20 protein-coding genes are annotated in these 19105 nt (G+C 61.6%); 11 read left to right on the top strand and 9 right to left on the bottom strand.

Annotation, left to right across the window (positions count from 1 at the left end; translation table 11 throughout):
* The 5 genes from ACEN2R_RS16135 to tldD all read right to left on the bottom strand — a co-directional run.
* On the bottom strand, nucleotides 1-473 hold a 473-nt coding region (locus ACEN2R_RS16135; protein WP_442043706.1), incomplete at its 3' end, for a CoA transferase subunit A.
* 100 nt (nucleotides 474-573) lie between these two features.
* On the bottom strand, nucleotides 574-3219 hold the full coding sequence (gene topA / locus ACEN2R_RS16130) for a type I DNA topoisomerase (protein ID WP_442043705.1): 2646 nt from the start codon (nucleotides 3217-3219) through the stop codon (nucleotides 574-576).
* An 86-nt stretch (nucleotides 3220-3305) separates the two neighbouring features.
* Nucleotides 3306-4454, bottom strand: coding sequence for a DNA-processing protein DprA (gene dprA / locus ACEN2R_RS16125; protein WP_442043704.1), 1149 nt, complete (start codon nucleotides 4452-4454; stop codon nucleotides 3306-3308).
* A 43-nt stretch (nucleotides 4455-4497) separates the two neighbouring features.
* On the bottom strand, nucleotides 4498-5517 hold the full coding sequence (locus ACEN2R_RS16120; RefSeq protein WP_442043703.1) for an isopenicillin N synthase family dioxygenase: 1020 nt from the start codon (nucleotides 5515-5517) through the stop codon (nucleotides 4498-4500).
* Between the two features lie 11 nt (nucleotides 5518-5528).
* Nucleotides 5529-6950 carry a metalloprotease TldD gene (gene tldD / locus ACEN2R_RS16115; RefSeq protein ID WP_442043702.1) on the bottom strand — a complete coding sequence of 474 codons (1422 nt, stop codon included), beginning with the start codon at nucleotides 6948-6950 and terminating at the stop codon, nucleotides 5529-5531.
* A 181-nt stretch (nucleotides 6951-7131) separates the two neighbouring features.
* Here tldD and coxB point away from each other — a divergent pair, with 181 nt between their 5' ends.
* The 10 genes from coxB to ACEN2R_RS16065 all read left to right on the top strand — a co-directional run bounded on the left by coxB (nucleotide 7132) and on the right by ACEN2R_RS16065 (nucleotide 16048).
* Nucleotides 7132-7995, top strand: a complete 864-nt coding sequence (coxB, locus tag ACEN2R_RS16110) for a cytochrome c oxidase subunit II (protein WP_442043701.1) — start codon at nucleotides 7132-7134, stop codon at nucleotides 7993-7995.
* A 53-nt stretch (nucleotides 7996-8048) separates the two neighbouring features.
* Entirely contained in the window at nucleotides 8049-8993 is a 945-nt protein-coding gene (gene cyoE, locus ACEN2R_RS16105) for a heme o synthase (protein WP_442043700.1), read from the top strand.
* A complete protein-coding gene (locus ACEN2R_RS16100; RefSeq protein WP_442043699.1) occupies nucleotides 8993-9163 on the top strand; it encodes a hypothetical protein in 171 nt (56 codons plus the stop codon). The genes cyoE and ACEN2R_RS16100 overlap by 1 nt, the downstream gene beginning before the upstream one ends.
* Entirely contained in the window at nucleotides 9163-9735 is a 573-nt protein-coding gene (locus ACEN2R_RS16095) for a cytochrome c oxidase assembly protein (protein WP_442043698.1), read from the top strand. Before ACEN2R_RS16100 ends, ACEN2R_RS16095 begins: the two co-directional genes overlap by 1 nt.
* A 20-nt stretch (nucleotides 9736-9755) precedes the next feature.
* Nucleotides 9756-10556, top strand: coding sequence for a cytochrome c oxidase subunit 3 (locus tag ACEN2R_RS16090; protein WP_442043697.1), 801 nt, complete (start codon nucleotides 9756-9758; stop codon nucleotides 10554-10556).
* A gap of 94 nt (nucleotides 10557-10650) precedes the next feature.
* Nucleotides 10651-11322, top strand: coding sequence for an SURF1 family protein (locus ACEN2R_RS16085; protein ID WP_442043696.1), 672 nt, complete (start codon nucleotides 10651-10653; stop codon nucleotides 11320-11322).
* An 11-nt stretch (nucleotides 11323-11333) separates the two neighbouring features.
* The gene (thrC, locus tag ACEN2R_RS16080) at nucleotides 11334-12722 is read left to right on the top strand and encodes a threonine synthase (RefSeq protein WP_442043695.1); all 1389 of its coding nucleotides are present in this window, start codon (nucleotides 11334-11336) and stop codon (nucleotides 12720-12722) included.
* On the top strand, nucleotides 12719-13978 hold the full coding sequence (locus ACEN2R_RS16075; protein WP_442043694.1) for a M16 family metallopeptidase: 1260 nt from the start codon (nucleotides 12719-12721) through the stop codon (nucleotides 13976-13978). Before thrC ends, ACEN2R_RS16075 begins: the two co-directional genes overlap by 4 nt.
* Complete coding sequence (locus ACEN2R_RS16070) at nucleotides 13978-14565, top strand: GNAT family N-acetyltransferase (RefSeq protein WP_442043693.1); 588 nt, start codon at nucleotides 13978-13980, stop codon at nucleotides 14563-14565. The genes ACEN2R_RS16075 and ACEN2R_RS16070 overlap by 1 nt, the downstream gene beginning before the upstream one ends.
* Before the next feature lie 70 nt (nucleotides 14566-14635).
* Complete coding sequence (locus ACEN2R_RS16065; RefSeq protein ID WP_442043692.1) at nucleotides 14636-16048, top strand: FAD-binding oxidoreductase; 1413 nt, start codon at nucleotides 14636-14638, stop codon at nucleotides 16046-16048.
* A 199-nt stretch (nucleotides 16049-16247) separates the two neighbouring features.
* On the opposite strand, the gene hemP is transcribed toward ACEN2R_RS16065, so the two are convergent.
* The gene (gene hemP / locus ACEN2R_RS16060; protein ID WP_442043691.1) at nucleotides 16248-16415 is read right to left on the bottom strand and encodes a hemin uptake protein HemP; all 168 of its coding nucleotides are present in this window, start codon (nucleotides 16413-16415) and stop codon (nucleotides 16248-16250) included.
* Nucleotides 16412-16579 (bottom strand): hypothetical protein, encoded by a 168-nt coding sequence (locus ACEN2R_RS16055; RefSeq protein WP_442043690.1) that lies wholly within the window; start codon nucleotides 16577-16579, stop codon nucleotides 16412-16414. The genes hemP and ACEN2R_RS16055 overlap by 4 nt, the downstream gene beginning before the upstream one ends.
* 175 nt (nucleotides 16580-16754) lie before the next feature.
* Between ACEN2R_RS16055 and ACEN2R_RS16050 the strand changes: the two genes are divergently transcribed.
* Nucleotides 16755-17837 carry an alpha-hydroxy acid oxidase gene (locus tag ACEN2R_RS16050; protein ID WP_442043689.1) on the top strand — a complete coding sequence of 361 codons (1083 nt, stop codon included), beginning with the start codon at nucleotides 16755-16757 and terminating at the stop codon, nucleotides 17835-17837.
* Here ACEN2R_RS16050 and ACEN2R_RS16045 read toward each other — a convergent pair.
* Nucleotides 17822-18658 carry an energy transducer TonB gene (locus ACEN2R_RS16045; RefSeq protein WP_442043688.1) on the bottom strand — a complete coding sequence of 279 codons (837 nt, stop codon included), beginning with the start codon at nucleotides 18656-18658 and terminating at the stop codon, nucleotides 17822-17824. The two genes, ACEN2R_RS16050 and ACEN2R_RS16045, sit on opposite strands and share 16 nt — an antisense overlap.
* Nucleotides 18655-19104, bottom strand: a complete 450-nt coding sequence (gene exbD, locus ACEN2R_RS16040; protein WP_442043687.1) for a TonB system transport protein ExbD — start codon at nucleotides 19102-19104, stop codon at nucleotides 18655-18657. The genes ACEN2R_RS16045 and exbD overlap by 4 nt, the downstream gene beginning before the upstream one ends.
* Between the last annotated feature and the right edge of the window lies 1 nt (nucleotide 19105).

Here is a 19105-nt window from a genome sequence, read left to right as displayed (position 1 = left end):
CAGGCCTTGACGATCGACAGATCGGCGACGATGCCGCGTTCCATGATGTAGGTCTGGCCGTCGAAATCCTTGTGCTCTTTGCCCTCGGCGATCACCGTGCCGACGCCAGTTTTGGTGTAAAATCCGGGAATGCCGCAGCCGCCGGCGCGCATCCGCTCTGCCAAAGTGCCCTGCGGGTTGAATTCCAGCTCCAGCTCGCCGCTCAGGTATTGGCGCATGAATTCGGCGTTTTCACCAACGTAGGAGGACATCATCTTTTTGACCTGCCTGGTCTGCAACAAGACCCCCAAACCGAAATCGTCAACGCCTGCGTTGTTCGAGGCAACCGTCAGGTTCTGCGTGCCCGCATCGCGGATCGCCGAAATCAACAACTCGGGGATGCCACACAGGCCAAACCCCCCCGCCGCGATAAGCATGCCGTCAAACAAAAGGCCATCCAATGCCTCTGCCGCCGTGCCGTAAACCTTTTTCATAGAGCGTTCCCCTGTAACTCACTTTTCAGGTGTATCGCGGGGAATGATTGCTTATGTCAATCATTCCCCGCGCAGATAATCCAGAATGCCGAAGGCAGCGTCAACCGGCGTTTTTGGCATCGGCCTTGGTTGTGGCCTTGGTTGCGACTTTCGTGGCGGGAGCCTTTTTCGCTGCCGGCTTTTTGACGGCGGGTTTCTTTGCCGCCGGTTTCTTCACTGCTGGCTTTTTTGCAGCCGGTTTCTTCGCCGGAGCCTTCTTGCCGGCCTTTTCCGTCAGCAATTCCACGGCCTGCTCCATCGTCAGGTCTGCGGGTTCGATGTCTTTGGGCAGGGTCGCGTTGATCTTGCCCCATTTGACATAGGCGCCGTAGCGTCCGTTCATCACATTGACCGGGCCGCCATCGGACGGGTGTTCGCCAAGTTCTTTCAGGGGCGGAACCGCCGCACCGCGCCCCCCGCGCGATGCAGCCTTTTGCGCCAGAACCTCGACCGCGCGGTTCATCCCGATGGTAAAGACCTCTTCAACATCCGGGATATTTGCGTAAACCTTGCCGTGCTTCACATAAGGGCCGTAGCGACCGATGTTGCTTTCGATCATCTCTCCGTCGTCGGGGTGCGGCCCGATCTGGCGCGGCAAAGACAGCAACATCAAAGCCTTATCCAGATCAAGGTCGTCCAGCGACCAGCCCTTGGGGATAGAGGCGCGGGGCGGTTTGGGTTGTTCTTCGGTCACGTCTCCGCGTTGCACATAGGGGCCGAAACGGCCCTTGCGCAGGCTGATGATATCGTCGCCGTCGGTGCCAAGAACCTTGCCATCGGGGCCGACCGCGTCGTCTTCTTCCATGCCGGGGGGGCCGAAGGGACGGGTGTATTTGCATTCGGGATAGTTGGAACAGCCGATAAACGCACCGCCGGATCGGGCCGTGCGCATCGACAACTGGCCCGCGCCGCAATTGGGACACAGGCGCGGATCGGTGCCGTCTTCTTTTGCGGGGAAGATGTGCGGGGCCAGAACATCGTTGATTTTTTCAAGGACTTCCGTGATGCGCAGCTCTGACGTCTCAGCGATGGCCGCCGAGAAATCGCGCCAGAAGCGGGTCAGGACCTCTTTGTAGTCACGGGTTCCAGCCGAGACATCGTCCAGCTGTTCCTCTAGATCGGCGGTGAAATCGTATTCCACGTATTTATGGAAGTAGTTCGACAGGAACGCCGTGACCAGACGGCCCTTATCCTCGGGAATCAGGCGGTTCTTGTCCTTGCGGACATATTCGCGGTCCTGAATCGTGGTGACGATAGATGCGTAGGTAGAGGGACGGCCGATGCCCAGCTCTTCCATGCGTTTGACCAGCGTCGCCTCGGTGTAGCGGGGCGGGGGCTGTGTGAAATGCTGCTCGGGCGTGATGGCGCCCTTTTTGGTGGGCTCGCCACGGGCGATCTGTGGCAGGCGCGCGCCGTCATCGTCGTCCAGAACGCTGTCGTCGCGGCCTTCTTCGTAGACCTTGATAAAGCCTTCGAACAACATAACCTGACCGGTCGCGCGCATTTCGATCTGCCCATCGGCGCTGCCGACATCGACCGTGGTGCGTTCCATGCGGGCTGCGGACATCTGGCTGGCCAGCGTGCGCTTCCAGATCAGGTCATACAGCTTGCGCTGGTCGGCATCGGTGGTTTTCAGCGCGGAGGCGTCAACCGACATTTCCGTCGGGCGGATACATTCGTGGGCTTCCTGCGCGTTCTTCGCCTTGTTTTTATAGATGCGCGGGCTGTCAGGGATGAACTCTTTGCCGTAGCGTGTGGTGATCTCGGTGCGGGCGGCTGTCACGGCCTCGGGGGCCATATCGATGCCGTCGGTCCGCATGTAGGTGATATACCCGGCCTCGTAGAGGCGCTGCGCGGTGCTCATCGTCTGGCGTGCGCCCATGCCGAATTTGCGGCTGGCCTCTTGTTGCAGGGTCGAGGTCATGAACGGGGCCGAGGGGTTGCGGGTGGCCGGTTTCGCCTCGACCGATTTGACGATCAAATCGCGCGAGGTGATGGCCTGCACGGCAATCTCGGCCTGCGTGGCGTTCACGATGTCGAATTTCTCCAGCTTCTTGCCAGCCAGAACCGTCAGTCGTGCCTCGTATTCCTGACCGCGCGGGGTTTGCAGGACTGCCTTGACCGTCCAGTATTCGCGGTTCTTGAATGCCTCGATCTCCATCTCGCGCTCGACGATCAGGCGCAGACAGACCGACTGCACCCGCCCCGCCGATTTTGCACCGGGCAGTTTGCGCCACAGAACGGGCGACAGGTTAAAGCCCACCAGATAGTCCAGCGCGCGGCGGGCCAGATAGGCATCGACCAGCGGCTGGTCCACCTGACGCGGATTTTTCATCGCTTCGGTCACGGCGGATTTGGTGATCGCGTTGAACACCACGCGGCTGACGGCGGTGTCTTTCTTGATCGCCTTGCGGGCGGTCAGGGCCTCTTGCAGGTGCCACGAAATCGCCTCTCCCTCGCGGTCGGGGTCGGTCGCGAGGATCAGGACATTGTCGTTTTTCAGGGCGTCTGCGATGGCTTTGACGTGCTTCTTGCTGTCGTTCGCGATTTCCCATTTCATGTCGAAATCGTTGTCTGTGTCGACCGATCCATCCTTCGGGGGCAGGTCGCGCACATGGCCGTAAGAGGCCAGAACAACAAAGTCTTTCCCCAGATAATTGTTGATTGTCTTGGCCTTGGCTGGCGATTCTACAACAACAACTGGCATGAAATTCCTTCCGACTCGCGGTAATGCAATGGCCGCGCAAGATGTGGTGCCTTAGGCCGGAATGTCAATGCAGGGTGGCAGGGGTGCTAATGGACCAGTGATAAAAGCCCGCCGGATTGGCGGATGATCTTGCCTTCAAGCTCCAGATTGAGCAGGGCGGGTGCCACGCTGTAGGCGGGGACTTTCAGGTCGCGGATCAGCTGGTCCTCTGCCACGGGCGACGGGCCAAGGCGCGACAGGATCTGGCTGTGAAGCGCGGCGGTGTCCGCCAAGCTTCGTTTGGGGGGGCTGGGTTTTTGCGGTTCGGGCGCTGGCAGGGCCAGCGTGGCTTGTCGCGGGTCCGGCTGGCGAATGGCATCCAGAACATCGCCGATCCCCCTGACAAGCGTTGCGCCATCGCGGATCAGCATATTGCAACCGGCGGCACGCGCATCGAAGGGGTGGCCCGGCACCGCCAGCACATCGCGCCCCTGATCCAGCGCGTTGCGCGCGGTGATCAGGCTGCCGGATTTCGCCGCCGCCTCGACCACAACAACCGCTTGGGACAGGCCCGATATGATGCGGTTACGGGTCGGGAAATGCCGCGCCTGCGGGGACATCCCCATGGGTTGTTCGGACAGACGCAGGCCGATTGCGGCGATCTTTTCGGCAAGCGGAGTGTTTTCCGTCGGATAGATCACATCGACGCCGCCCGCCATCACCGCGACCGTCCCTTTGGGCAGGGCCGCAAGATGGGCCGCAGTGTCGATCCCGCGCGCAAGGCCGGAGGTCACGACAATCCCCGCGTCTGACAGGCCGGTGGCCAGCGCCTTGGCCATGCGCGTTCCCAGACTGGACGCGTTTCGCGCCCCGACCAGAGCCACCATCGGGCGCGACAAAAGGGAAACATCCCCCATCGCCCAGAGGATCGGGGGGGCGTCGGGTATATCGTAAAGGGCTGCGGGGTAGGCGGGGTCGCCATGGCAGACCATGCGGGCAACTGCGGTTTTGGCGGCCTTCAGTTCGGCAAGTGCAACACCTTCAGGGCAGACGGTGTAGCCGGTGACGCCCGCTTCGCGAGCGACCTCTGGCAGGGCGTCCAACGCGGCCTTTGCCGTGCCATGTTCCGCCATGAGGCGGTGAAACGTTGTGGGGCCGACCCGCCGCGAGCGGATTAATCGGAGCCACGACAACCGGATTTCTTCCGTGGTGGGTGGGAGTGGGGGGTGAGTGGAAGAAAAGTGGGTTTCGGCCATCGTGGCTCCATCTGCTTGCAGAGCCACCATGTGCGAAAGACAGTTAAGACGGAGTAAACGAAATCGCCTGTTTTGGATTCAGGTGTGGATAGCTGGCCGAATACCGCGCCCATTTATGCGCCCCGCACATGATCGGATCATATTTTGCGGGGTTTTGAGGCGATGTGCAGACCTCCAGAGGGGCAAAGACCGTCTGGTAATCGACATCGAAAAATAATGGAATCGAGTATCTTTCCCGCCCCGATACGTTGATGACACGGTGCAGATTCGCCAGATAGACGTCATTTGTCAGCCGCTGCATCATGTCGCCGATGTTGATGACAAAGGTGTCGGGAATCGGGGGCGCGTCGATCCATTCGCCATCGCGGTTCATGATCTGCAATCCGCCCACGTCATCCTGCGCCAGAATCGTCAGACAGCCATAGTCGGTATGGGCCCCGATCCCGATCATGCTGTCATCCTTGACCGCGTTTTGCGGCGGATAGTGCAAAAGGCGCTGGATGCCGACGGGCTCTTGCATCATCGGCTCGAAATAATCGCGCGGCAGGGTCAGGGACAGGGCGATGCCCGACAGTATGCGACGGGCAAGGGCCAGAAGTTCGGTGTGGTATTGCATCATCACCGTCTCAAACTCCGGTAGCGCGTCGGGCCATGGCGTCGGGCCAAAGAAGGGTCGCGTCAGGCCGTCCCGTGCGGGGCGGCCAAGGTCGAAGATCTCCTTCAGGTCTTTGGTGCGGGCAGGGTCTGTGTTCTCTCCGAATGTCTCGGTGTAGCCGTGCAGGGCCTCGCCCGACTTTGAGATGTGCAGCGCCATCTTTTCGGGCAGCGGCAGGTCGAAGAACGATTTTGACGCGGCGAAGGCGCGCTCGATCAACCCGTCGGTTACACCGTGGTTCCGCACATAGAAAAAACCGATGTTGGACAGCGCCGACCGGATGTCTTGTGCCATCCGGTCGGTGTTTTCGCCCGACAAAAGCGGTGCCAGATCAACCACGGGTATATGGTCCAGCGGCAGGCGTTTGCCCCGAAGCGTATCGCCCAACTGGTCAATCATGCCTTTCATCGAAACCGTCCTTACGTGGCCGAACCGCCGACGGTCAGCCCGCCGATCAGCAATGTGGGCTGGCCCACGCCCACGGGCACCCATTGGCCCGCCTTGCCGCAATTGCCGATGCCGGGGTCCAGCGCCATGTCGTTGCCGATGGCGCGGATCTGTTTCATCGCGGCGGGGCCGTCACCGATCAGCGTGGCACCTTTGACCGGCGCGCCGATCTTGCCGTTCTTTACAAGGTAGGCCTCGGTGCAGCTGAACACGAACTTGCCGTTGGTGATATCCACCTGACCGCCGCCAAAGCCTACGGCATAGATCCCGTCTTTCAGGTCCGCGATGATGTCGGCCGGGTTCGCGTCGCCGCCCAGCATATAGGTGTTGGTCATGCGCGGCATCGGCGCATGAGCATAGCTTTCGCGCCGCCCGTTTCCGGTGGCAGCGACCCCCATCAGGCGGGCATTCTGGCGGTCCTGCATGTAGCCGACCAGGATGCCGTCCTCGATCAGCACATTGCGCGCGCTTGGCGTGCCTTCGTCGTCGACGGTGATAGACCCGCGGCGGTCGGGAATCGTGCCGTCGTCCAGAATGGTCACACCCTTGGCGGCGACCTGTTTGCCGATCAGGCCAGAGAACGCGCTTGTATTCTTGCGGTTGAAATCGCCTTCAAGGCCATGGCCCACGGCCTCGTGCAGCAAAATACCGGGCCAGCCCGCGCCAAGCACCACATCCATCATGCCCGCAGGGGCGGGGATGGCGTCAAGGTTCACCAGCGCGATGCGCAGCGCCTCTTTTGCGGTGGCCTGCCAGTGGGCGCTGTCGATCAGACCCGTCAGGCCGGTGCGCCCGCCGCCGCCCATCGACCCGCTTTCGCGGCGACCGTTGGCCTCGACGATCACGCTGATGTTCAGACGCGTCATAGGGCGGGTGTCGGTGACCAGATGCCCCTCGGGCCGCAGGATCGCGACCTCCTGAATGGATGCGGCCAGAGTCGCCGAGACCTGAATGACCCGCGGATCGAGCGCGCGGGCGTATGCGTCGATCTCGCGCAGCGTGTCGATTTTCACGGAAAACACCGCGTCGTCCATCGGGTCGTTGTCGGTGTAAAGTCTTTGGTTGGTCGCCTGCGGGGCAGAGGCGATGGTGCCGCCGCCCGCACCCACGGCAAGCCGCGCGGTTTCCACGGCACGTTTCAGCGCGGATTCCGTCAGGGTGCTGGAATGGGCGTATCCGGCGGTCTCTCCTCGGACGGCGCGCAGCCCGAAGCCTTCGGATGCGTCATAGCTTGCCGTTTTGACCCGGCCGTCGTCGAAGACCAGCCCTTCGGAGCGGCGCCGCTCCAGAAAAAGCTCTCCGTCATCGGCGCCATGCGTGGCTTCACGAAGCAGTGAAAGGGCGCGGTCCTGGTCAAGGTCGGTGTCAAACGGGCGAAAGCGATCTGCTGGCATCTAAAAAAACTCCGGTTTTTCGGCCCAATATGGCACAAGCGGCTGAATGCCGCGCATGAACTGCTTGTTCCGACACCTGTAATATGGTTTCAAACGCGCGGGACACAATGGGATTCCGTCCGACACCGGATGGGGCCCTCGTGGGCGGTAGCCGCCGCCAGTATGCGAACAGGAAATGAACATGCGACTTTTGACCAAGATTTCGGGCCTCTGGGCCGCAGCGACAGCCACAGTCTTTGCCGGTGCAGCAATTGCGCAGGACAGCCTTCGGGGGCTGGAAACAATCGGCAAGCCCCAGCCTGGCGGCACCGGCTTTCAGCTGGCCGTAACTGAAACAGCGCGCGAGTTGCAGTGGCTGGACGGGTTCATCAACGTGATTATCATCGCGATCGTGGTTCTCGTCTGCCTACTGCTGGCCTATATCGCCGTGCGGTATAACAGCAAAACCAACCCGAAGCCTGCGACGTTCACCCACAATTCTCCGCTTGAAGTGGCATGGACCATCGTTCCTGTTGTCATTCTGGTGTTTATCGGCGCGTTCTCGTTGCCTATCCTGTTCAAGCAGCAGGAAATCCCCGAAGGGGACATCCATATCAAGGTGACTGGCAACCAGTGGTACTGGAGCTACGAGTATGTCGACAGCCAGTTCGGCTTTGACAGCTTCCTTCTGCCCCGCGAAGAGCTGGCCGCGAACGGCTATGCCGACGACGAATATCTGCTGGCCACCGATACAGCGCTTGTTCTGCCTGTGAACAAGACCGTCATCGTGACCACCACGGGGTCCGATGTGATCCACGGATGGTTCATGCCAGCCTTCGGCGTGCAGCTGTCCGCCGTTCCGGGCCGCCTGTCGGAACTGTGGTTCCGTCCTGAAAAAGAAGGCGTATACTTTGGCCAGTGCTCCGCGCTGTGCGGCAAGGACCACGCCTATATGCCGATCACCGTCAAGGTCGTCAGCCAGGAAGCTTATGACGCATGGCTGCAAGGCGCGATTGCGGAATATGCGGGCACGCCCGCGCCGCTGACCGTCGCATCGAACAACTGATCTAGAAGGCAGGGCCGCGTATCCCCGCGGCCCGCTTTACCAGAGGGCCACCAATGACCGACACCAGCATCTATACCCAAACAGGCGTGGACACCGGCGAGGCCGGATTCGGCGATTACTTTGCGCTGTTGAAGCCGCGCGTGATGTCGCTGGTGGTGTTTACCGCTTTGGTCGGTCTTCTGGTCGCCCCCGTTCCCGTGCACCCGATGGTTGGTTTCGCGTCGATCCTGTTTATCGCGGTGGGTGGCGGTGCCTCTGGCGCGCTGAACATGTGGTGGGATGCCGATATCGACGCGCTGATGCGCCGGACCAAATCGCGGCCCGTGCCCTCGGGCAAGGTCGAGGCCCGCGAGGCGCTGGGCGTCGGTATGGCGCTGGCCGGTTTTTCGGTCGTCATGCTGGGGCTTGCCTCGAATATTGTCGCGGCGGGCCTGCTGGCCTTTACGATTTTCTTTTACGCCGTCGTCTATACGATCTGGCTAAAGCGCCTGACCCCGCAGAACATCGTGATCGGCGGCGCGGCGGGTGCCTTTCCGCCGATGATCGGCTGGGCTGTGGCCACGGGTGGCGTATCGGTTGAAGCGGTTCTGATGTTCATGGTGATTTTCATGTGGACGCCGCCGCATTTCTGGGCGTTGGCCCTGTTCATGAAATCGGATTATTCCGATGCCGGTGTGCCGATGCTGAACGTGACCCACGGGCGCAAGGTGACGCGGAACCACATTCTGGCCTATACCGTGCTGCTGGCGCCGATTGCCATCGGCACCGCATTCACCTCGATCGGTGGGCCGGTCTATCTGGTCACGGCTGTCGCGCTGAACCTGTGGTTCCTGAAGGGGGCCGTGCAGATCTGGCGCCGGAACGACGCTGCAGCCGATGCCGACGATTACAAGGTCGAAAAGGCGTTCTTCCGCTTTTCGCTTCTGTATCTCTTTTTGCACTTCGGTGCGCTTTTGGCGGATGCGGCTTTGCGCAGCTCCGGTTCGGGAATTTTCTAATGGCACTGGGTAAAGAACACGAATTGCACACCCGTCGGTTCAGCCGAAATCTGGGCCTTGGTCTGGTGCTTGCCGGCTTTGTAGCGATCGTTTTCGGGCTGACCGTGGTCAAGGTCACGAACACCAACGTGACAGAGGCCGCGCGCGAGGCGACGGGGGTAACGAACTGATGGCAATGGACCCGAAGAACAAAACGGCGGCACAGGCGGTGTCGGTTGTCGTACTGATGGGCGCGCTGGCCTGGGCATCGGTGCCGTTCTACAACTGGTTTTGCAGCGTCACCGGATTTGGCGGCTTTACCAATACCGCCTCGACCGGGTCGGACGTGATTCTGGACCGCACCGTCAAGATCCGCTTCGATGCGAATATCGACAGGGATATGAAATGGGAGTTCAAGCCGGTTCAGCCGAGCATGGAACTGCGGATCGGCGAGACCGGCCTTGCGTTCTATGAGGCCTATAACCCGACCGACCATGCCATCGCAGGCACGGCCAGCTATAATGTCGCGCCGTTCAGCGCGGGCTATTATTTTACAAAGATTGACTGCTTCTGCTTTAACATGCAGGTGCTTCAACCCGGTGAGCGGGTGCAAATGCCCGTCACTTTCTATGTGGACCCGGAAATCGTAACTGATCGCGATGCAAAGTTTGTCAAAGAGATCACTCTGTCGTACACGTTCCACGAAACCGAATTGCCCGTCGAACAGGCCTCCTTGTCTGTTCCTTTGGCACCCGTTAACTAAGTCCCAACAGGGGATCGCACATGGCGCATGAAAAAAACCACGACTACCACATTCTAACTCCCTCACTCTGGCCGCTTCTGGGTGCGCTGGGGGGCTTCATCATGCTGTTCGGCGCGGTGTTGTTCTTTCACGACAGCGGCCCTTGGGTCTTGCTGATCGGCTTTGCCATGGTGGCCTACGTCATGTTCGGCTGGTGGTCGGAAATGGTCACCGAAGGCGAGCAGGGCGACCACACACCGGTTGTCCGCATCGGTCTGCGCTATGGCTTCATCTTCTTCATCATGTCCGAAGTGATGTTCTTTTCGGCATGGTTCTGGAGTTTTTTCAAGCACGCCATGTATCCGATGGGCCCGAACTCTCCTGCGGTTGATGGTGTTTGGCCGCCAGCAGGGATCGAAACCTTCGACCCGTTCCACCTGCCGCTGATAAACACGCTGATCCTGCTATGCTCTGGCGCGGCGGCCACTTGGGCGCACCACGCGCTGGTCCACGAAAACAACCGCAAGGATCTGGTGAACGGCCTGATTCTGTCGATTGTTCTGGGTGCGGTGTTCACGGTGTTCCAAGCCTACGAATACAGCCACGCGACCTTCGGGTTCTCGGGCAACATCTATGGCGCGAACTTCTTCATGGCGACCGGCTTTCACGGGTTCCACGTCATCATCGGCACGATCTTCTTGTTCGTGTGCCTGATGCGTGCGTTGAAAGGGCACTTTACGCCAGAACGCCACGTCGGCTTCGAGGCTGCGGCCTGGTACTGGCATTTTGTGGATGTTGTCTGGTTGTTCCTGTTCGGGGCCGTCTACATCTGGGGCGCCTGATACCGGGGCGCATATGCCAGACCGGCAGATGCCCAAATAAAACACAAAGCGCGGGCCCGAGGGCGCGCGCTTTTCCATTTGAAAGGTGCCGCAAATGACCACGCGTATGATTGTTCCCCTGCTGTTCGGGCTGATTGGCGCGGCCATTCTGGTCTGGCTGGGCACATGGCAGATGCAGCGCCTGGCGTGGAAGCAAAGCCTTCTGGCAGAGATCGACGCGCGGATGGTGGCGGCCCCTGTCGCCTTGCCCGACGCGCCGGATGCAACGGCAGATCAGTATCTGCCGGTCGCCGTGACAGGCGTTCTTGATCCCGCCTACATCCGCGTTCTGGTCAGCCAGAAGCAGATCGGGGCGGGCTACCGCATTATATCGCCGCTGACGGTCGGTGACCGCCGCATTCTGGTGGATCGCGGGTTCATGCTGGTCGAGGACCAATTGCCAGCGCTGCCAACCGGTCCGGTGACCTTTACCGGCAACCTGTTGTGGCCGGTCGAGGTGGACGGCTATACCCCTGCGCCCGACCTTGGCAAAAACATCTGGTTCGCCCGTGATCTGCCCGCGATGGCTGCGGCGCTGGATACGGAGCCGGTGCTGATCGTGGCGCGTCAGGGGCCGGATGGTGGCGTGATTACACCGCTGCCGATTGATGGCGCGGGTATTCCTAACGACCACTTGAACTACGCAATCACATGGTATTCCTTGGCGGTGGTCTGGTTGGGGATGACAGGGTTCCTTCTGTGGCGTATCAGGCGGCAAGCGGTTTAAGGGCAGGATTCATGCGGTATATCTCGACACGGGGCACGGCGCCGGTTTTGACATTCGAACAGGCGATGCTGACGGGGCTTGCCCGCGACGGCGGGCTTTATGTGCCGGAAACCATTCCCACGCTGTCGCGGTCAGAGATCGCAGAGATGGCTGGGATGACCTACGAGCAGATCGCGTTCCGCGTGATGAAGCCGTTCATCGGCGACACGTTCACCGACGCCGAATTTACCGGCATTCTGGCGCGCACCTATGCCGGTTTCGGCCACGTCGCCCGCGCGCCTTTGGTGCAGCTTGGCCCGAACCATTTCCTGCTGGAACTGTTCCACGGTCCGACGCTGGCGTTCAAAGACTTCGCGATGCAGCTGATAGGCCAGATGTTCCAGTTTGCGCTGAACCGCTCTGGCGAGCGGGTGACGATTGTGGGTGCGACCTCTGGCGATACGGGCAGCGCCGCGATCGAGGCGTTTCGCGGTCTTGATGCGGTGGATGTGTTCATCCTGTATCCGCATGGCCGCGTGTCAGAGGTGCAGCGCCGCCAGATGACCACACCGTCGGAGGCGAACGTTCATGCCTTGGCCGTGGACGGGGATTTCGACGATTGTCAGGCCCGTGTGAAGGATATGTTCAACGATTTCGAATTCCGCGACGGCGTGCGCCTTGCCGGCGTCAACTCTATCAACTGGGCGCGGGTTCTGGCGCAGGTCGTGTATTACTTTTCGTCCGCCGTGTCGCTGGGCAGCCCCCTGCGCCCCGTCAGTTTCACTGTGCCGACCGGCAATTTCGGCGACATCTTTGCGGGCTACATTGCCAGAAAGATGGGCCTGCCGATTGAAAAGCTGGTGGTCGCGACCAACCGAAACGACATTCTGCATCGCTGTCTGACGACGGGCGCCTACAAGACCGAAGGTGTGACGCCCACGATCAGCCCGTCGATGGATATTCAGGTCTCGTCCAATTTTGAACGCGCGTTGTTCGACGCTTACGGGCGGGACGGATCTGCCGTGGCACAGCTGATGTCGGAATTGAAAACCGGCGGGTTTACCGTGTCACAAGGTGCGCTGGAAATGCTGCAAGACACATTTGCCAGCGGACGCTCGTCAGAGGAAGACACCAAGGCGACGATCGCACGCATCTTTGCGCAGACCGGCGAAATCCTCTGCCCGCATACAGCCACAGGGGTGAAGGTGGCCGAAGACATCGGCACAAGTGCCGTGCCGATGATTACGCTGGCAACAGCACATCCCGCCAAGTTTCCCGACGCGGTCGAGGCGGCCTGCGGACAGCGCCCGCCCTTGCCATCGCGCATGGCGGACTTATATGAGCGTGCCGAACGTGTGACGCGGGTCGGCAACGACCTGAGCGAACTCGAAACCCTGATCAAGGAGCGCATCGCCTCGTGAGCGTGCAATTACACACATTGTCCAACGGATTCCGCGTTGTGACCGAACATATGCCCGGCCTGCAATCCGCCTCTATCGGTATCTGGGTGCAGGCGGGTGGCCGCCATGAACGCATCGAGCAGAATGGCATCGCCCATTTTCTGGAACATATGGCGTTCAAGGGTACGGCGCGGCGGACCTCGCTGGAAATCGCCGAGGCGATCGAGGATGTGGGCGGCTATATCAACGCCTACACCAGCCGCGAGATGACCGCCTATTATGCCCGCGTGTTGGAAAACGATGTGCCGCTGGCGCTGGATGTCATCGCCGATATCGTGCTGAACCCCGTGTTCGACCCGAAAGAGATCGAGGTCGAGCGTGGCGTGATCTTGCAGGAAATCGGTCAGGCGCTGGATACGCCCGACGACATCATCTTTGACTGGCTGCAAGAGGTATCCTACCCCGAGCAACCGATCGGCCGCACCATTCTGGGCCCGGCAGAGCGCGTCAGCAGCTTCAGCCGCCAGGATCTGTCGGGTTTTGTGGGCGAACGCTATGGCGCAGGTCAGATGATCCTGTCCGCCGCCGGTGCCGTGGATCACGACACGCTGGTGCGCGAGGCGGAAAAACTGTTCGGCCATCTGCCGTCCTCGACCAGCCTTCAGGTCACATCGGCCAAGTTCCGAACCGGAGAGCGCCGCGAGGTCAAATCGCTGGAGCAGGTGCATTTCGCACTGGCCTTTGAGGGGCCAAGCTATCGCGACACCGGCATCTACACGAGCCAGATTTTCTCGACCGCGTTCGGCGGCGGCATGTCGTCGCGTCTGTTTCAGGAGGTCCGCGAAAAGCGCGGCCTGTGCTATACGATCTTCGCCCAGGCCGGTGCCTACGAGGACACGGGCTGCACGACGATCTATGCGGGCACCAGCGCCGACCAGATCGGCGAGTTGGCGGATCTGACCATGGACGAGCTGAAACGCTCTGCCGACGATATGTCCGATGCCGAGGTCGCCCGCGCCCGCGCCCAGATGAAGGCCGGTCTGCTGATGGGGCTGGAAAGCCCGTCCAGTCGGGCGGAGCGTCTGGCGCGGATGATTGCCATCTGGGGGCGCGTCCCCGATTTGGCCGAAACCATCGAACGGATCGACGCCGTCACAACCCGCGATGTCAAGGATTTCGCGGGGCAGATGGTGGGCGGGGCGGCGGCGCTTGCGCTTTATGGCCCTGTCGATCAGGCCCCGACACTGGAACAATTGCGCGGGCGGCTTGCTGCCTGATGCTAACGCGGCGGCGCAAGGTCAGGATCGAAACGGACCGGCTTAGCCTGCGCCCGCCACAGCATTCCGACTATCGCGACTGGGCAGATGTCCGTCGTGACAGCGCCGATTTCCTGATCCCATGGGAACCGGGCTGGGCGGCAGATCACCTAAGCCGCAAGGCCTTTACCAACCGCGTTTACTGGGCGCAGCGGTCCATTTCCAACGGGTCCGCCATGCCTTTGTTCGTAACGCGCCGGGGCGACGATGCGGTTCTGGGGGCGATCACGCTTGACAATATCCGCCGCGGTCCCGCGCAGGCCGGAACGCTGGGCTATTGGATCGGTGCGGGTTTTGCGCGGCAGGGATTCATGCGCGAAGCCATCGAGGCGGTGACCCATTACGCGTTTCACACGATGGACCTCAGCCGGATCGAGGCGGCCTGTCTGCCCGAAAACATCGCATCGCGCGGGGTTCTGGAAAAATCCGGCTTCAAATACGAGGGCGTCGCGCAAAGCTATTTGCAGATCAACGGACGGTGGCGCACCCATGTTCTCTACGCCAATATCCGCAACGACAGGCGCGGGCGCACCGACGCGGGCACCTGACCCCTACCGCATTCCCTTGGTTGACGCGCCAGCTGCAGCCAAGCCTCATCCTGACGCTAAAGGAGCCGCCATGCTAAACCCCGTTACTCCGGCGTTCGAGACCCATCTGCGCAGTCTTCTGCCCGCCGACGCCTTCCGCGAGGTCACTCCGAAATACCTCGAGGAGCCGCGTGGCCGGTATGCCGGGACCACGGCACTTCTGGTGGCGCCCGCCAATGCGCAGGACGTTGCCACGGTTGTGCGGGCCTGCAACGACGCGCGGGTAGGGATCGTGCCCTATGCGGGCGGAACCGGGCTGGTCGGTGGCCAGATCTTTCCCGGTGGGCCGACGCCTGTGATCCTGACGGTGGAACGCATGACCGCGATCCGCGACATCTATCCCAATGAAAACGTGCTGGTGGCCGAGGCGGGCGCGATCCTGCAAGACATTCAATCCGCCGCGATCGGCGTTGACCGGCTGTTCCCGCTGTCGCTGGCGTCCGAAGGGTCCTGCCGGATCGGTGGAAATCTTGCGACGAACGCCGGCGGTGTGAACGTTCTGCGCTACGGGAACACCCGCGATCTGTGCCTCGGGTTGGAGGTGGTGCTGCCTGACGGCCAAATCTGGAACGGCCTGTCGCGGCTGCGCAAGAACAACACGGGCTATGATTTGCGCCATCTGATGATCGGGGCCGAAGGGACGTTGGGGATCATCACGGCGGCCTCGCTGAAACTGTTCCCGCAGCCCGTCGGAACCGGTGCCGCAATGTTGATCGTTCCCGACCCCGAGGCGGCGCTAGAGCTGCTGGCGCTGGCGCGTGACCGCATGGGCGATAGCGTATCCGCATTTGAAATCATCCACCGCCAAAGCATGGAGTTTCTGGCAGAGGTGATGCCAGAGGTCCGCCTTCCGTTCCAGACCCCGCCCGAATGGACGGTGCTGATCGACGTCGGCCTTCCCATGGGGCTGGAGGTCAGCGATGCGCTGGAGCAGCTCTTCATAGAGGCCCACGCGCGCGGTCTGGTCAGCGATGGCGTGATTTCCCAGTCAGGGGCGCAACGCCAAAGCTTTTGGCAGGTCCGCGAAAGCATCCCCGAGGCAAACCGCCGGATCGGGTCTGTCTCGTCGCAGGACATCGCGCTGCCGATGGGCCGGATCGCGGAATTCATCATCCGCGCGGGTCAGGCCCTGGCGCAGATCGGCACCTTCCGGATCAATTGCTTCGGGCATCTGGGGGATGGCAACCTGCATTACAATGTCTTCCCCGTGAAGGGCAAACACCGCAGCGACTACGATGCGATCCGGCCAAAGGTCAAAGAGGTTCTGCATGATCTTGTCGACGCGATGGACGGCTCTGTCAGTGCGGAACACGGCATCGGCAGGTTGAAGGTCGCCGATCTGGAAAAATACGGCGATCCGGCAAAACTCGCCACGATGCGGGCGATCAAGACGGCACTTGACCCGAATGGCATCATGAACCCCGGCGCCGTTCTGCGCGACTAGCCCCTTGTCTTTGTTCTGAAAATATCCGCGCCGCAGGCTGCGCAACAGCTGAAACTACACGCTCCCGAGGCGGGGTGCGCGTGATCGGGTCGCCGTGTTCGGATGTCGGGTCGCGGGGGCATTGCATCCCGGTCATAAGGCATTTGCCTGGATCACAAAGCCACCCGCCACCCGGCTTTTGGTTCACCGCAACCACGGATCATTTCGTCAGGATCAGCTTTCCGGCGCGCGTGATGCGCAGCGTATAGACCTGACCATCAAGCACAATATAGGCCTGATCGCCGTCTTTCGTCAGTCGGCGGGCTTGATATGTCGGCAGCAGCACCGAGCCAGCGCCGCAAAGGTCTTTGGGGGGGCTGTCTATCATGTCGGGCGCTCTGTCCTGCGCTGTCCGGCCTTTGCCCCGCGCAGCGATGATCCACCCGGTTGGGATGACGATGTGACGGCGCACCCCGCGCCGGCTGCGGTTTTCATGGCAAAGGGGGGCGCACGCCGGCTTTCCGGATCATGGTCGGATGTCTCGGGTCTCATCGGCATTTCCATAAAAATATTGTCCAGACGGCTAATCCCGTGGTGTCGGATCAGCACCTGTTACCTGACAAAAAGAATCAGATTTGTCAATTCCGATCTTTTCTGTCAGAAATAAGTGTGGCATCCCGTTCCCTCAGGACAGATGCAGGCCAAGTCCCTGCCAGCGAGGGAAAATATGCCCAAGACACCTTCGACAATCGACGCATACCGCATCGCGGCGCACGACCGCCTTGACCCAGCCCACCGCGCCTATTTCGATGGTGGCGCGGGGGACGAGCTGACGCTGGCCGCCAATCGGCGGGATTTCAACCGGATCGCCATTTTACCCCGCGTGCTGCGGGATGTGCGCGGTGGTGGAACGGCGGTCCGGGTTCTTGGCTCTCGCCTGTCCTGCCCTGTGCTGGTCGCGCCTGTCGCCTATCAGACGCTTCTGTCGCCACGGGGGGAATGTGCCACTGCACAGGCCGCAGCGGCACAGGGGGTCGGCATGATCCTGAGCGCGCAGTCCGCGACGGCGATGGAAGACGTCCAAAGTGCGGGCGAGGGCAATTGCGCCTGGTTCCAGCTTTACTGGCAGGCCGGACGCACGTCGACACTGGCGCTGGCAGATCGGGCAAGGCGCGCCGGGTTCGCGGCGCTGGTGCTGACCGTCGATGCGCCGGTGAACGGTGTCCGCGACCGCGAAATCGCGGCGGGTTTCCGGCTGCCCGGCGATGTCGCGGCGGTCAATCTCTGCGATGCCGCGTGGCCCGGATTTGCCCCCTTGCGTCCCGATGAATCCATGTTGTTCGACCGTGTCGCCCATATTTTGCCCAACTGGGACGATGTCGCGTGGTTGTGCCGCAACGCGACTTTGCCGGTCGTCCTGAAGGGCATCCTGTCACCTGCGGACGCCGCATTGGCTGTGGCGTCGGGGGCCGCCGGGATTGTGGTCTCGAACCACGGGGGGCGCGTGCTGGACGGGGTGCCTTCGGCAATTTCGGTTCTGCCCGGCGTCGTGGCAGAGGTGAAAGGGGACGTGCCGGTGCTTATGGACAGCGGTATCCGGCGCGGCGCGGATATTTTCAAGGCGCTGGCACTGGGGGCTGTCGCCGTTCTGGTTGGGCGACCGGTGATGTGGGGGCTGGCGGCGGGCGGCGCACAGGGGGCAAGCCATGTGTTGCGGATGTTGCGGGACGAACTGGAGGTCACGATGGTGCTGGCCGGGTGCCGGACGATTGCCGACATAACGCCGGACTGTGTCTATCTGAACCGATAGTTGATCGGCACGATCATCGTGATCCGGTCGCGACCAAGCTGCTGCGGTGGCGTCGGCAGCTTGTCGATGCCATCCAGCACCGCCAGCGCCGCCTGATCCAGCACCGGCCACCCCGAGGAGGTTTCCACAACGCGCGACACAACGGCACCGTATCGGTCGATGGTAAACCGGACGCGCACCTCGCCCTCGATCTTTTTGTCGCGGGCCAGCCCCGGATAGGTCTTGGCCGCCGCAATCCGCACGACGATCGACTTTTGCCAATCGGCAATCTGGGCCATGTCCCTGGCGGTTAGCCCTTCGGTGCTGGCCTGCGCTGTGTCGCCCTGCTGTGCGGCGTCCGATCCGTCGGTCGCTGCCATCTGCGCCTCGGCGGCGACGGCCCCGACGGCGCTGGGTTCCAGAATCTGCTCCTCGTCAAAGGCGCTTGCGATTTCTGTGGCGCGCACTTCGGTGTCAGTTGGTGGCTCCGGGCTGGCGACGCCGAATTTCAGGCTGTCGTCTTCCACCTCATAGGGGATCTGGGCCAGCATGGGCTGGTCGTCCGCCTTTGCCGCCTCGACCGCTTCGGGGCTTTCGGTGACCGTCGGCGCGTCCTGCGCTTCGGCAACGGCGATGTTTGCCACGCCGATCTCTGACGGGGCGGTGATGATGTCTGACAAATCGAACAGGATCGCGCCCGTCACCCCCGCATCGGCAGGCACGACAGGCGGCGGGGTTTTCAGTAATTGCGCCGACAGGGCCGCGTGCACACCGATGCTGCCCGCCAGGGCCATCGCCCAGATAACCGCGCCGCTGTTCCCTTGGGCATAAACCAGGCTCATTCAACCCGCTCCCTTGCGTCGGCGTCGACAGTGGCCGCGTCAAGACCGACAAGGCCGACCTTCAGGTAGCCTGCCGCGCGTAGCTGGTTCATCACCGCGATCAGCTCTCCGTAGGGGACAGAGGTGTCGGCACGCAGATACAGCCGCGCGTCCCGGTCCAGGCGTGTGGCGATACCGATCTCCATCGTCAAGGCGTCCCCGGCAACGGGGCGTTCCCCGACCGAGAGCGACAGATCCTCTGCGATGGTGATGAACACGGGGTCTGACGGGCGCTGCGGGGCATCAGCCACGGCGACGGGCAATTCCACCGGAATATCGACAGTCGAGAGCGGGGCCGCGACCATGAAGATGATCAGCAGCACCAGCATCACGTCGATGAAGGGGGTGATGTTGATGTCGCTTTGTTCCGCCAGATCGTCATCTGTTCCACCGATTTTCGCGCCCATG

The sequence above is a fragment of the Pseudogemmobacter sp. W21_MBD1_M6 genome (genome assembly GCF_052119585.1).
Classification (GTDB): Bacteria; Pseudomonadota; Alphaproteobacteria; order Rhodobacterales; family Rhodobacteraceae; genus JBGQOJ01.
This window is presented reverse-complemented; position numbering and strand designations above follow the sequence as displayed.